The sequence below is a fragment of the Thermosynechococcus sp. OHK43 genome, assembly GCF_014466085.1.
Lineage (GTDB): Bacteria > Cyanobacteriota > Cyanobacteriia > Thermosynechococcales > Thermosynechococcaceae > Thermosynechococcus.
In genome coordinates, this window is sequence record NZ_JACOMP010000237.1 from 1 (window position 1) to 12,306 (window position 12,306).

The window sequence follows — 12,306 nt, forward strand, 5'->3', positions numbered from 1 at the left end:
ACCCTCGATGAATATAAAGAGTACTGTTACTACGTTGCAGGTACGGTTGGCTATCTCCTGACGGATCTGTGGTACGAACACTCCCCCAGTATTGGAGCCGATGAATACCAAGTGCTGCTCAAGCGCTGCGCTGCTTTTGGCGAAGCTCTCCAAACAGTGAACATTCTCAAGGATATTGCTTGGGATGCAGAGCACGAAAACTCGATCTATATTCCCAATGAATCCCTAATACTTCAAGGCAGCAGTCATCAGTCCATTCTCAGTGCCGAGCATCTTCAGCAAAATCATGCAGCCATTAAAGAATTGATTGCCCTCGCTTGGCACGATCTCGATGAAGCCCAAGCCTACTTGCTATCCGTACCCAAGGCGGCGATTCCGATTCGTCTTTTCTGCGTCTTACCGCTGCTTTTTGCCTATGCCACCCTGCGGGAGCTCACCCACTCAACGGCGATGCTCCAACCGGGGGGTGGGGTTAAAATTAGTCGCGCAGAGGTGAAATCCCTCATGGTTATGGGGCCTTTATCTATTCTCAGTAACCACGGTCTCCGCTGGTTAATTGGCCAAGTGCGGCAGAAGCCTTTTATCCTTGGCGGCCTCTAGGGAAGTGTGTCAAAAAAGCCAATACTTAGGAGAGCCAGAATCCGTTACGATAAGGAGAGAGGGTACAATTGTTGCAAATCTTCATAAATTGACATGGATTGTATTATTCACCGCCGTGCTGAGTTTGCCGCCAGTCATCGCTACTGGCTGCCGGAATGGTCTGACGTAGAAAATCGGGCTCGGTTTGGTGGAAATAGTTACTTTCCCGGTCACGGCCACAACTACGAACTGATTGTTTCGATAAGGGGCACGGTGGATGACTTTGGAATGGTGCTGAATCTGTCTGAGGTCAAGCATGTTATTCGCCGTGAAGTCATTGAACCCCTGAATTTTTCCTATCTCAACGAGGTGTGGCCAGAGTTTCAAGCCACGTTACCCACGACTGAGCATATTGCGCGGGTGATTTGGGATCGACTCTTTCCCCATTTACCCCTTGTGCGCATTCGCCTGTTTGAACATCCCCGCCTTTGGGCGGACTATACGGGAGACCCTATGGAAGCCTATCTTTCTGTTGGTACTCACTTTAGTGCGGCCCATCGCCTAGCCCTTCAGGACCTCAGCTACGAAGAGAACTGCCGCATCTATGGCAAGTGTGCCCGCCCCCACGGCCATGGCCACAACTACCACGTGGAGATTACGGTTAAGGGCTCTATTCATCCGCGTACCGGCATGGTTGTGGATTTGGTCAAGCTCGAGGAAGTCCTCAGGGAACAGGTGATTGAACCTTTGGATCACACGTTTTTGAATGAGGATATTCCCTACTTCGCGACGGTGGTGCCAACGGCAGAAAATATCGCCATTTACATTGCCCAGTTGTTGCAGGAGCCGATTCGCCAATTGGGTGCGACGCTTCATAGGGTAAAGTTGATTGAGAGTCCCAATAACGCTTGCGAAATCCTCTGCGAAGAATTGCCCCCTCGAAATGAGGGGATCAGTGCTGCTCTACCGGTGTTGGAGCGAGCCTAGATGATGTTGAGCAATATCCCTTGGCTACTGGCTGCCAGTTTACTGATGGCAACACTGCTTATCTATTTCCCCTACATTTTTGTGGTGGTAGGACGCCTGCAGGCAGGCTTTGATATGGCGGCTCCCCGTGCCCTTTTTGAGAAGCTCCCTCCCTTTGCGCAGCGGGCGGTATGGGCCCATGAAAATAGCTTTGAAACCTTCATGCCTTTTGCTGCGGCGGTGCTGCTAACTCTCTTTGCGGGTGTGAATGATGCAACGGTGGCGATCGCCAGCCTTAGTTTTGTCGTAGCTCGCTTTTTATACAGTATTTGCTACATTGCCAATTTTCCCTTAGGGCGCTCCCTGATGTTTGGTGTCGGGACGGCAGCCACCCTGACGCTTTTTTGGCAAAGTCTTACCACCCTCGCCACTTAAGATAGTTTAGTTTATTGGGGTAGATGCACCAAGCATAGAGTACTCTCAATGTCTATTGATAATCTTCGCACCCTCTACCAGCAGGTTATTCTGGACCACTATAAGAAACCCCGCCATCGGGGTCGCACCCAGCCTGTGGATCGCCAGCAACGGGGACATAATCCCTCCTGTGGAGACACGATTGATTTAACCGTTGCCCTACAGACAAATGAGCAGGGCGAAACAATCATTAAGGATATTCAGTTTGAGGGGGAAGGCTGCGCGATCGCGATGGCTTCAGCAGACTTGATGGCCGATGCCCTGCGGGGTCAGCCCGTCAGTCGCGCCCTTCAAATGGTGGAGCAGTTCCAAGCCATGATGAAGGGGCAATTTGAGTTTCCCCCAGAATTCCGGAAGCTGAATGTGATGCGGGGGGTGGCTCAGTTTCCCGTACGGATTAAGTGTGCCACCTTGACCTGGCATACCCTCCGCGCAGCCTTGCAACAAGATCAAGCCCCTGTGAATGGCTTTGTCAGTAATGAGGAGGAACAGTAGTGCTGACCCCCACTGATTTTGCCACCTATAGCCGCTGGGCAGGCATTGCCACCCTTGCCATGACCGGCTTGACTGCACTCGCTTTTGTTTTTCGCTGGGGTGTGCGCTTTCGCTTTGTCGGTATTAGTGGGTTTCTTGGTGTTGTGACGGTCGGACTCTTTGCCCTGAGTATTGTGCCGATTGTTCACTCCCCAGTGCCTGGTGCCGGCAAATACACCCTCGTCTATGACAATGGTGCCACTCAAGCCGTGATCACTGTTCCTGCCGATATTGACTTCAGTACCCTTGAAGCAACGCTAGTACAAGCAGCCAATGATTTATTTTCCTTGGGACGGCTAGGCCGAGGGGGCGATCGCCTGACCGTGATTGCCCGTACTATCCAACATCCTGAACCGGGGGTAAGTGAGCCGGTCATTTTAGGGGTGGCTACGCGGTCGTTGAGCGATCGCGCCGATACAAATGTAACGGTTAAACTGCTGCAAGATTAGCCTTGTGTATGCTAAACTAGTAAAGCCAAGGACGCATAGCTCAGTTGGTTAGAGCACCACGTTGACATCGTGGGGGTCACTGGTTCGAGTCCAGTTGTGTCCATAACCAACCAACTGTTTTAAATAAATCTAGAAAGAAGGATTTTTAAGCAACCTATTTACTAGGCCTCAATTCATTGGTTCTGGTATAGGCAAATCCAAAGCTACTGCATAGTTTGGCGCTGCCCTTGACAAATAGCTGGCTGAAACTCTTGCCAATTTCTACGCACCTGTTCATAACATTGAGGCGGGGCGATCGGTAAGTTCTTCAGATAGAAAAACGTTACTCGATTAAAGGATTCCAAGAGGAATATTAATTCGGTAGCTGGATGGTAAGAATCCACTGCTTCCAAAATGTGGGCAGTCATAAAGTGATGGCGCAAAATCACAGTATCAGGAGCGGCTAACCAAGCATTTAAGAAGGGAGCAAGGCGGGAACGGGGAACAAAGTGGGTTCGGAAAGATTCCCCTGCAATGCCAAACTCAGGAGAATTGGTACTGCAAATAACCACTCCTCGCTCACCCCATAGGTAACCTGCCCAAGCGTTATATCCAAGTACTAACAAATTCGTGGCAATAAAGGCTTGCTGCCAATGTGGCATTTCCGATAGTTCATCCATTAGTTTCTCCTTAAGAGAGCCATTCAGGCCAGAACTGGACTCAACAGGATTAGGATTGCCCCTGGACATAACAGTCCTTCGCTGAGATATCGCGGTTGCTTAGGAAGTTGATATTGCTAATTCCTACCGATGACCAAAAGTCCAACTGTGTAGGGTAGGCCACCGATAGGAATTGAGCCCAGCCTCTCAATCACTGTGGGAAGGAATGCCATTGTCAACCCTAAACACCATCTCTTCCTCACCGACATCCGGAATATACTGCTAAGGGACCTGGGTTTTGCCAGGAGCTACAACAGAGTGTCTAGGCGTTATTTTGAGATTGCATCGCCTCTTGCCGGATAGTTCTGGTGGCTTCTACCATATTTTTCAGGGATGGAATCACTTCCTCCCAGCGGCGCGTCTTTAATCCACAATCAGGGTTGACCCAAATCTGTTCAGGGGGTAAATTTTCAACTGAAGTTCGGAGCTGTTGCACTAGCTGCTCAACACTGGGCACCGCTGGGCTGTGGACATCATAAACACCGACGCCGACTTGATGTCTGTAGCCGGCATCCGTAATTTGAAATAGGGTCTCATTGTTGCTGCGGCTATTTTCAATTGACAACACATCCGCATCGAGCCGCTCGATGTGCTCAATGATGTCACCAAACTCGGAGTAGCACATGTGGGTGTGAATTTGGGTCTCAGGCTTAGCAACGCCAGCAGCTAACCGAAACGCATCCACAGCCCAAGACAAATACTCATTCCAGCGTTCTGCTTTCAGGGGTAGCCCCTCCCGCAGGGCAGGTTCATCAATCTGTATTATCTTCGCACCGGCTGCTTCCAAATCCGCAACTTCATCTCGCAAAGCAAGGGCAATCTGCATTGCCTGTTCACTGCGAGGAATGTCAGTGCGGGTAAATGACCAGTTAATCATAGTGACAGGCCCAGTCAGCATCGCCTTAACAATTTTGTCGGTGAGGGATTGTGCCACCTTAAACTCGCGAACGGTCATTGGCTGAGTGCGGGCAACGTCACCATAAATAATGGGTGGACGTACACAGCGGCTGCCATAGCTTTGCACCCAACCGTGTTCTGTAAAGGCAAATCCAGAGAGCTGCTGGCCAAAGAACTCGACCATATCGGAGCGCTCAAACTCACCGTGCACCAACACATCTAGACCCACTTCCTCTTGTAACCGGATGCACTTGGCAATTTCCTCATCGATTGCTGCTTCATACTCGGCTTGGGTAATTTCATGCCGTTTTAACTTCACCCGCAGTTGCCTAACCTCGGCGGTTTGGGGAAATGATCCAATCGTTGTCGTTGGAAAGGGCGGCAGGGTTGGCTGGAGTGTTCGACGTTGCTCGTAAGGCAGCGGGCGCTCTAAATCACGCACACTCAGATTGCGAAGCCGCGCCTGTACCGTTGGATTGACAGGGCTAAATTGCTCAAAAGCTTGCCATTGAGCTTGTATGGCTATGAATTCGGGGTTTTTCGTTAAGATTTCGCGATGGGTTCCATCATTGCTATTGAGCACCTGAGCCAAGAGGACTACCTCATCCAGCTTTTGCTCAGCAAAACTCAAGACCTCTCGCAGAGGCTCTGGTAGCTTGACCTCTCGCTTTGCATCATAGGGGACAAATTGCAGGGAAGATGAAGGATGTAGCCGAATATTGGCGGTGATGCTTTGAATCGTTTTCAAGGTTGACAACACCGATTCAGGCCGAATTTTCCAAATATTGCGGCCATCAATAATTCCTACCCCCAACTGCTTATCTGCTGGGAAGCCATGCTGTTGCAGCAGGGCTAGGTTGTGCCCACGGGTAAAGTCTAAACTGATGCATGTCACAGGTAACTCCATCACCCACGGCCAGGCTGCCCCTAGGTCATCAAAGTAGGTCACAAGATGGATCGGTAGGTTGGCTTGACGCAGTGTATCAAATGTGGATTGATAGAAGCTCTTAAGGCTATCAGCGTCTTCTAAGACCAAGGCGGGTTCGTGTATTTGCACTTCAACAACACCTAGATTTTTGAGTTCCCTCAACAGGATGAGATAGCGATCGCCCAAGTAGGAAACAGCTTGCTCTAGGTTCGTCTCTAGCCGACTGAGCCGTAGGAGGGTGAGAGGCCCCAGCACGATTGGAACGGCGCGATCGCCCAAGAGGGTTTGAGCACGACGAACAGTTTCTAGGAAATCACTGAAGTCAGTTGGTTGAAAAGACTCACTAATTTCAGGTACTAAATAGTGATAGTTGGTATCAAACCACTTAGTCATCTCAAGGGCTGGAATACCATCCTTGCCCCTTGCCATTGCAAAGTATTGATCCAGACCTGTAAAAGAGCGGTACCGCTCTGGAATGATGCCAAGCCGGATGCTCCAATCTAAAACAGAATCGTAAAGACTCAAATCACCAATACCAATGCGATCAATGCCCGCCTCAAGCTGCTTTTGCCAATTCTGCAATTCAATGTCTTGCGCTTTTTTGAGCAAAGCTTCTGCATCCAGTTGATTGCTCCAAAAGGCTTCTAGGGCCTTTTTTAACTCACGGTTTTTGCCAATACGGGGATAGCCTAGGGTTGCGGTTTGAATGTTCATCGTTTGCCTAACCTAAATTGTGTAGAATTGTGTAAGTCCAATGGAGAAGCTAGCTGCTTCCGGATTCAGAAACAGCGCCATTCAGGAACTCGCGGAGATGGCTAACTAAAATCCGCGAAAAGTCGGCAAAAAGCTAGTTGCCACCTTTACACCAGCAGCACTACTCCCTAGCAGCAGTTGGTTAAACTCAGATAGTTTGGCCTCGGGGGGTCAAAGCTTGAAGTTCGACAGTAATAGAAATCAAAAAAACTTGCTTTTATCATCTGTACCTCGCAGATGTTGACGTATCGGGTTGACCACTCGGCGGGCATTCTGACTTAGAGAGGGATATCTCTCCTCACAGCTGCGGGACAGCGGCAGATTCACACTGCACTTTCCCCCTTACGTCTGATGGCTGATCCCCACCAGAACCGAGCAACTAAGTGAACCATAGCATAACCCAGCGGGGATATCAAAGCAAATCCCAAGGAAGCCAGCTCTTGCTCAATAGAAGTAACAACTTTGGGTGATGAATCCGGATCTGGGAATGTCATTGTAGGTTTTAAGTTTAGCCCAGGCAGCCGATGGGGGGTCACAGGGGGTCTCCCTAGGCAAGTGAAGGTATAATCGAAGTGAAAATGATTTTCACTTTCTGTCGCCAGCTCGTTGCTAGAATCGCCATGTCACCTTTTTTCCAGCCCTTGCCTCCCCGTCTTGAGCAGATTGTCCAACGTTTTCAACAGATCCCAGAGCAGCGACGGCGCTATGAGTATCTACTTTCATTTGCGAGGTGCCTACCCCCTTTCCCTGAGGAGCAAAAGGTACCGGAAAATAAAGTTCCCGGCTGCGTCTCTCAGGTATATGTGACTGCTAGTTTGCAGGAGGGGAAAGTGATCTTTCAGGGAGATTCTGACTCCCAGCTCACTAAGGGATTAGTGGGACTGTTAATCGAGGGGGTAAATGGCTTGACTCCGGCAGAAATCCTCCAGTTAAAGCCTGATTTTATTCAGCGAACGGGCCTCGAAATTAGCCTAACCCCCTCGCGGGTGAATGGTTTTTACAACATTTTTCGATTTATACAAAAGAAAGCAATTGCCTATTATTTGCAGGAGTCTGGATCAGATTCTAGAGTGCGGACGGAGGGACTTGAACCCACACACCTTGCGGTACTAGAACCTAAATCTAGCGCGTCTGCCAATTCCGCCACGTCCGCAGCAAACCTAGTTTAGCGCAATTTTAGCCGGGGGCGATCGCCCCCCTCGTCGAGTTTAGTAATGGTTCCCTACTTTGCGATGGTGAACAGCGGTCATGCCATCGGGCTTGGAAACGCGGCCACTGTCAACGGTGCTATAGACAATCCAGTGATCGTGGGCATCCAGACGACTGACAACAGTGCATTCCAGATAGGCAAGGGCGTCGGCCAAAATCGGACTGCCATTACTGGCGGGATAGGTTTTCACATGGGCAAAGCGATCGGCCCCTGGGGGGAATCGTTTCAGGAAATGGCGCATCAGGGGTTGGTAGTTCCCCTCTTCGAGAACGTTGAGGACAAAGGTATCCCCCACATGCAGAAATGACTCAATTGCCCGATCCTTGGCCACGGCAATGGAAACCCCCAAGGGTTCGGTACTGGCCTGCGCTACCCAAGAGGCCAACATGGCACTGTTAATGGCGCCTTTTTGGGCTGTGATAATGTACAGGCCGCCACTGAGGCGACCAAGGGCCTTATCGAGATCAGTGTTTAGGGCCTTCATTTGCTTGACTGTGCGATCGCGCAACAGCCATTGACCCATGTCAGTGCCTGCTTCTTCCGCCTGTTGAAAGAGGGCGTCGGTGGGGGTGGCGGTTACCTGAATCACTGGAAATGAGGGCACTAGACCGGCATCCCGAAATTGGTTGAGCAGCGGATAGGCGGGTTCAGCATCGGCCACGCCACTTTCAAAGACACCAATGGCCTGTTTGGCGTGGGCGGCAGCGCGAATTGTACTGAGGGCCGTTTGAGCCACAGCGGTCGCCGGTGGTGTGCCGATAATAATTCCAGCGGCAATCTCCGTCAGTTCACGAATATCTTGAGGTTCAGCCGTGAGCAGATCCATTTTTTCAACCACCACCCCTGTTTTGGCGGCACCCCGTTCAATGGCCTCTGCCAAGGCATTGCTATAGCCATAGTTGGCAGCATAGAAAATGGCTACGGTTGTAGCGGCCTTAGCCTGCTCTTGGCTCCAATTGCGGTAGGACTCCAGCCATTGATCCAAATGATGGCGCAATAGCGGACCGTGACCAGTGGCAACGAGCTGCACCGGTGGCAGGGGTTCTAGGCGCTTGAAGGCGGAGAGAACAGAGCGGGCATTGGGCCCCATGAGACAGTCGTAGTAGAACTTGAAATCTGGCGCCAGCAGTTCTGGCTCGCTGTCAAAGGGATCATCGTTGCAGAAGTGAGCGCCAAAGACATCGCAGGTAAAGAGCGTCTGGGTGCCGTGGTCGTAGGTGAGGATGGTGTCTGGCCAGTGGAGATTCGGTGCCATGACAAACTCAAGAACATGCCCTTTCCCTAAATCAAGGCGATCGCCATTTTTCACCTGCTGCTGACTAAAGGGCTGATGGATCAAATCCCCAAGAAACTGCAATGCCACCTTTGAGGCCACCACGGTTACATGGGGGGCTTTGGTCAATACGTCCTTGACGAGGCCACTGTGATCGGGTTCGGTGTGGCTGACGATGAGATAGTTCAAGTCACTGGGGTTCACTAGTTGCCAGAGTTGATCGAGGTAGCGATCGCCAAATTTGGCATGGGAAGTATCCACAAGGGCAATGCGTTCACCCTTGATTAGAAACGAGTTATAGGTGGTGCCGTTTTCAAGGGCAAACTCAATATCAAAGCGATCGCGATCCCAATCTAGGCAACGAATTGCCGTCGTCTCAGGGGCAATGTCCAACACCTGCAGGGTTAAGCGGGGTGGGCGTTTGGTCGTAGTGACGGGCATAGGCAGTTCCTCAATCTCTGGGACTACCTTTTATCCTGACATATGAAGAAAGGTAACAGGATTCAAAGTTTTTAATAGCCGTGATAACACCCTAACACCCTTTATAAAGGACTGATAAATAACAATCCTTATTCGGGTTCGAGGGGCGCCATTGTCAGGCCCGCCCGCAAAAGTTGCTCATGGTACAGTTCTGCCTGTTCTTGGGGACCCACCCAAACAATGGCTTGGCCTTCGTAATGGACTTGGTTCGTTAATTCCCAAGCGCGATCGCTGGTCATGTTGGGAATGTACTTCATCAAACAGGCAGCCACGTGCTGAAAGGTATTGAAGTCATCGTTAAGGACAATGACTTTGTAGTTGGGGTAGTGTTTGCGGGTAACCTGTTGCCGTTCTTGAGGAACAACACTCGGCATAGACCAAGTTAGGATGGTAAGGGTACCGTCTCCTAGTTTAGCTGATGGCAAAGCAATTGGGTGCAATCAGGACATTCAAGAAATTTCTATGCTATGGCTAAACTGAGAGTTAAGGACTTGGGGACATTTGTGATGACGGCAATGAATGTGTTGGGAACCCCCTTAGAGTGCTGCTGTCAAAATCCACTCACAGGATTCTATCGGGATGGTTTTTGTCGGACGGGGGCGGGGGATGTCGGTGCCCATGTGGTCTGTGCAGAAATGACGACAGCATTTCTCACGTTTACCCGTTCGCGGGGCAATGATCTTTCGACCCCTGTGCCTGCCTATCAATTTCCGGGGTTGAAACCGGGCGATCGCTGGTGTCTGTGTGCCTCCCGTTGGCGTGAAGCCCTTGAAGCAGGTGTTGCTCCCCCTGTGATTCTAGAGGCCACCCATGTCAGTGCCCTTGAGTATGTCTCCCTAGAGGATTTGAAAGCCCATGCCCTCGGTGGTAACCAGCAACCGTGAGCTAGGGAATACTTGGATATGCCTGATCCAGAATCTGATTTTCGCCTAGATCCTCGCTATGTTGCGGGTTTGGCTGCCTTTAATCGCGGCGATTATCAACTGGCGATCGCTGCCTTCAAAGCAGTCATTGCCAGCTACGGTCAACGCCGCGAAGGTCTGAAGGCTCACCTGCACCTGATTAAAGCCTATGCCCACACTCACCAATGGCAGGAGGCCATTGATCTGTGCCAACTCTTGGCGCGATCGCCCCTGCCACCAATTCGGGCTTGGGCACAAAAACATCTACCAGCACTAGAACGCTATATGGATGAGGAACCGACCTCCCCCCATCTTGTATTTGTTGCGGCAAAGGCTTCCAATCCACCCATGGAACTGCGGCAGGTGCCTCGCATCTATCTGTGGCTAAGCCAGGGGGCAACACTGCTGCTAATTGCTTGGCTGCTGCAAGGGGTGATTGCTGTCATTCTCAGTGAGGTCAATGAGCAACTGGGAGTCCTGCAGGGCTGGGAAGGGCTGATGGCGTGGTTTTTGGTGGGTTGCTTGGGGCTGGGGCTGCTCAGTGGTGGCAGTTGGCTGTGGTCGTGGCGATTGAGCGCCTGTTATGGTCTGCGTCCTGTTAGTCCTGGCGAACTTGAGGAGTATAGTCCCGAAACGGTGATGCTCTTGGGGCGTTTGCCGTGGTCATGGTGGCAACCCCGTCCCCAAGTGGCCTGTCTGATGACGGCAGCACCGGTGATTTTTAGCTATGGACGGTGGCAGCGGCGAATTATTGTCAGCGAAGGTTTGTTGCGATCGCTCTCTAGGGAGGAACTGCTGGCTCTAATGGCCACTGAAATTGCCCAACTGCGGCTGGGGCTCAATACGCTAGTAACGCCCCTTGTACTGCTGTTGCAACTGCCCTATGACGTTTACTATTGGTGTAGCCGTTGGGGGGATCGCCATGCACCTCCCTACAGCCGCCAGTGGCAACAAAGACTCCTTAGGGGAACGGTTTATGGTTTGTGTGCCCTCCTGAGTCAGGGGAGTTATCTCCTATTTCGGGGGCTAGAATTGCTCTGCTTTTGGAGCAATCAACTGCGGCAGTACTATAGCGATCGCCAAGCCGCCGCCCTGGTGGGGAATCCCAATACCCTTGTGATGGCTTGGTTGCGCCTCATGGAAGTCACAGCAACGGCCGTGCGTGCCCAAGGCGAAATCGGTGCTTCCCTAGAATCCCTGCGCCTGCTTCTGCCTCTAAACCCCACCCAAGCCGCCCTGTGGGGCGATCAACCCCTCGATTGGCCAGTGCTGCTCCAGTGGGATACCGCCCACCCTCTGCGGTATTGGTTTCGCTTGACCTCTTCCCATCGTCCCCTTGGACTGCGCCTGCAAGCCCTGATGACCTATGCGCGGCAATGGCGACTGGATCCCCTGCTTTCCCTACCCTCTGCCTCCTCCCCTCGCTGTCAACGGGCTTGGCAACAACTTGCTCCCTTCTGGGGGGCGATCGCCGGCCTTGTTGTCGCCCTCATACTCACAGGTATTGGCCAACTTGCCCTGTGGCTGGGTCCGGTCGCATTTCCCCTTTGGTGGTTAGCCGATGGGTTGACGCTGGCGCGGGGCTTCATTGCCATTGGTATTGGTTTAGGTCTGCTTCTGCGGTTCAATGCCTACTATCCCCTGCGACAACCGCAAACCTACACCCTGAGTCAACTCCTCCATTATCCCTCGGCCCTGCCCCTCGACAGTATCACCGTGGAGCTGAAGGGAAGGTTGTGTGCAGCTAAGGGCTTGCGCAATGCCCTCGGACAGCACCTGTGGCTGGAGACGGATCATGGCTTGTTTCTGCTGCGCTGCTGGCATAGAGCTTGGGGGCCGATTTGGCCAATCCTTGAGCCAGCCTATCTCAAAACCTTGTCGGGGCGATCGCTAGTGATTCGCGGTTGGTTTCGACGGGGTACCCTGCCCTTTGTGGAAGTCCAAGAGTGGCACTCCCCAGACCACCAACGAAAACGATTGTGGGCAGCTCCCTATTGGGCGATCGCCACTGCCACGCTGTGGATTCTCTACGGCATCATGACACTATTGGGTTGGATCTAGGCCATGGAACTTTCCCAAGCCCATCTGCGCACTCTGCAAACCTGTCCACGGCGATATCAGTACCGCTATCTTGAGAGCTTGATGCTGCCAGAGGCCACACAC

The 12,306-nt window shown here is 51.8% G+C and carries 12 protein-coding genes, 2 tRNA genes, 1 pseudogene and 1 riboswitch; of the genes and pseudogenes, 10 read left to right on the forward strand and 5 right to left on the reverse strand.

The annotated features are described in order from the left end of the window. The 6 genes from H8Q75_RS10065 to H8Q75_RS10090 form a co-directional block, all read left to right on the forward strand. Positions 1-600, forward strand: a 600-nt coding sequence (locus H8Q75_RS10065; RefSeq protein WP_297041424.1) for a squalene/phytoene synthase family protein, incomplete at its 5' end; no start/stop codon positions are given. A gap of 93 nt (positions 601-693) precedes the next feature. Then, entirely contained in the window at positions 694-1,566 is an 873-nt protein-coding gene (locus tag H8Q75_RS10070) for a 6-carboxytetrahydropterin synthase (RefSeq protein WP_024124120.1), read from the forward strand. Next, on the forward strand, positions 1,567-1,980 hold the full coding sequence (locus tag H8Q75_RS10075) for an MAPEG family protein (protein ID WP_297041427.1): 414 nt from the start codon (positions 1,567-1,569) through the stop codon (positions 1,978-1,980). A gap of 48 nt (positions 1,981-2,028) precedes the next feature. Then, positions 2,029-2,514 (forward strand): Fe-S cluster assembly sulfur transfer protein SufU, encoded by a 486-nt coding sequence (gene sufU, locus H8Q75_RS10080; RefSeq protein WP_024124122.1) that lies wholly within the window; start codon positions 2,029-2,031, stop codon positions 2,512-2,514. Further along, on the forward strand, positions 2,514-3,002 hold the full coding sequence (locus H8Q75_RS10085) for a Ycf51 family protein (RefSeq protein ID WP_024124123.1): 489 nt from the start codon (positions 2,514-2,516) through the stop codon (positions 3,000-3,002). The genes sufU and H8Q75_RS10085 overlap by 1 nt, the downstream gene beginning before the upstream one ends. Positions 3,003-3,031: 29 nt before the next feature. Beyond that, positions 3,032-3,105 (forward strand) — tRNA-Val (locus H8Q75_RS10090). Between the two features lie 100 nt (positions 3,106-3,205). Here H8Q75_RS10090 and H8Q75_RS10095 read toward each other — a convergent pair. Continuing rightward, a complete protein-coding gene (locus H8Q75_RS10095; RefSeq protein ID WP_041428937.1) occupies positions 3,206-3,661 on the reverse strand; it encodes a hypothetical protein in 456 nt (151 codons plus the stop codon). 301 nt (positions 3,662-3,962) lie between these two features. Further along, on the reverse strand, positions 3,963-6,239 hold the full coding sequence (gene metE, locus H8Q75_RS10100) for a 5-methyltetrahydropteroyltriglutamate--homocysteine S-methyltransferase (RefSeq protein WP_297041431.1): 2,277 nt from the start codon (positions 6,237-6,239) through the stop codon (positions 3,963-3,965). Positions 6,240-6,523: 284 nt separating this feature from the next. Further along, a riboswitch (cobalamin riboswitch) is annotated at positions 6,524-6,669 on the reverse strand. A gap of 229 nt (positions 6,670-6,898) precedes the next feature. On the opposite strand from metE, the pseudogene H8Q75_RS10105 reads away from it, so the two are divergent. Further along, a pseudogene (locus H8Q75_RS10105) lies at positions 6,899-7,312 on the forward strand (SufE family protein); the annotation flags it as partial. A gap of 37 nt (positions 7,313-7,349) precedes the next feature. Here the strand turns inward: H8Q75_RS10105 and H8Q75_RS10110 are convergent. From H8Q75_RS10110 to clpS, 3 genes are all read right to left on the reverse strand, one after another. Then, positions 7,350-7,431 (reverse strand) — tRNA-Leu (locus tag H8Q75_RS10110). A 55-nt stretch (positions 7,432-7,486) separates the two neighbouring features. Then, positions 7,487-9,202 carry a diflavin flavoprotein gene (locus tag H8Q75_RS10115; RefSeq protein ID WP_024124126.1) on the reverse strand — a complete coding sequence of 572 codons (1,716 nt, stop codon included), beginning with the start codon at positions 9,200-9,202 and terminating at the stop codon, positions 7,487-7,489. Between the two features lie 128 nt (positions 9,203-9,330). Continuing rightward, entirely contained in the window at positions 9,331-9,615 is a 285-nt protein-coding gene (gene clpS / locus H8Q75_RS10120; RefSeq protein WP_011056930.1) for an ATP-dependent Clp protease adapter ClpS, read from the reverse strand. 129 nt (positions 9,616-9,744) lie between these two features. Here clpS and H8Q75_RS10125 point away from each other — a divergent pair, with 129 nt between their 5' ends. From H8Q75_RS10125 to H8Q75_RS12005, 3 genes are all read left to right on the forward strand, one after another. Continuing rightward, complete coding sequence (locus H8Q75_RS10125) at positions 9,745-10,125, forward strand: DUF2237 domain-containing protein (protein WP_071823289.1); 381 nt, start codon at positions 9,745-9,747, stop codon at positions 10,123-10,125. Positions 10,126-10,143: 18 nt separating this feature from the next. After that, positions 10,144-12,204 (forward strand): zinc metalloprotease HtpX, encoded by a 2,061-nt coding sequence (locus tag H8Q75_RS10130; RefSeq protein WP_297041436.1) that lies wholly within the window; start codon positions 10,144-10,146, stop codon positions 12,202-12,204. Between the two features lie 3 nt (positions 12,205-12,207). After that, positions 12,208-12,306 (forward strand): PD-(D/E)XK nuclease family protein (locus H8Q75_RS12005; RefSeq protein ID WP_365971059.1); only part of this gene is annotated, 99 nt, incomplete at its 3' end.

Excerpts from the sequence above, each read along its gene's own strand:
- H8Q75_RS10075 (WP_297041427.1), top strand. The coding sequence starts at position 1,567 with ATGATGTTGAGCAATATCCCTTGGCTACTGGCTGCCAGTTTACTGATG.
- H8Q75_RS10115 (WP_024124126.1), bottom strand. The coding sequence starts at position 9,202 with ATGCCCGTCACTACGACCAAACGCCCACCCCGCTTAACCCTGCAGGTG.
- H8Q75_RS10130 (WP_297041436.1), top strand. The coding sequence starts at position 10,144 with ATGCCTGATCCAGAATCTGATTTTCGCCTAGATCCTCGCTATGTTGCG.
- sufU (WP_024124122.1), top strand. The coding sequence starts at position 2,029 with ATGTCTATTGATAATCTTCGCACCCTCTACCAGCAGGTTATTCTGGAC.
- H8Q75_RS10095 (WP_041428937.1), bottom strand. The coding sequence starts at position 3,661 with ATGGATGAACTATCGGAAATGCCACATTGGCAGCAAGCCTTTATTGCC.
- clpS (WP_011056930.1), bottom strand. The coding sequence starts at position 9,615 with ATGCCGAGTGTTGTTCCTCAAGAACGGCAACAGGTTACCCGCAAACAC.
- H8Q75_RS10070 (WP_024124120.1), top strand. The coding sequence starts at position 694 with ATGGATTGTATTATTCACCGCCGTGCTGAGTTTGCCGCCAGTCATCGC.
- metE (WP_297041431.1), bottom strand. The coding sequence starts at position 6,239 with ATGAACATTCAAACCGCAACCCTAGGCTATCCCCGTATTGGCAAAAAC.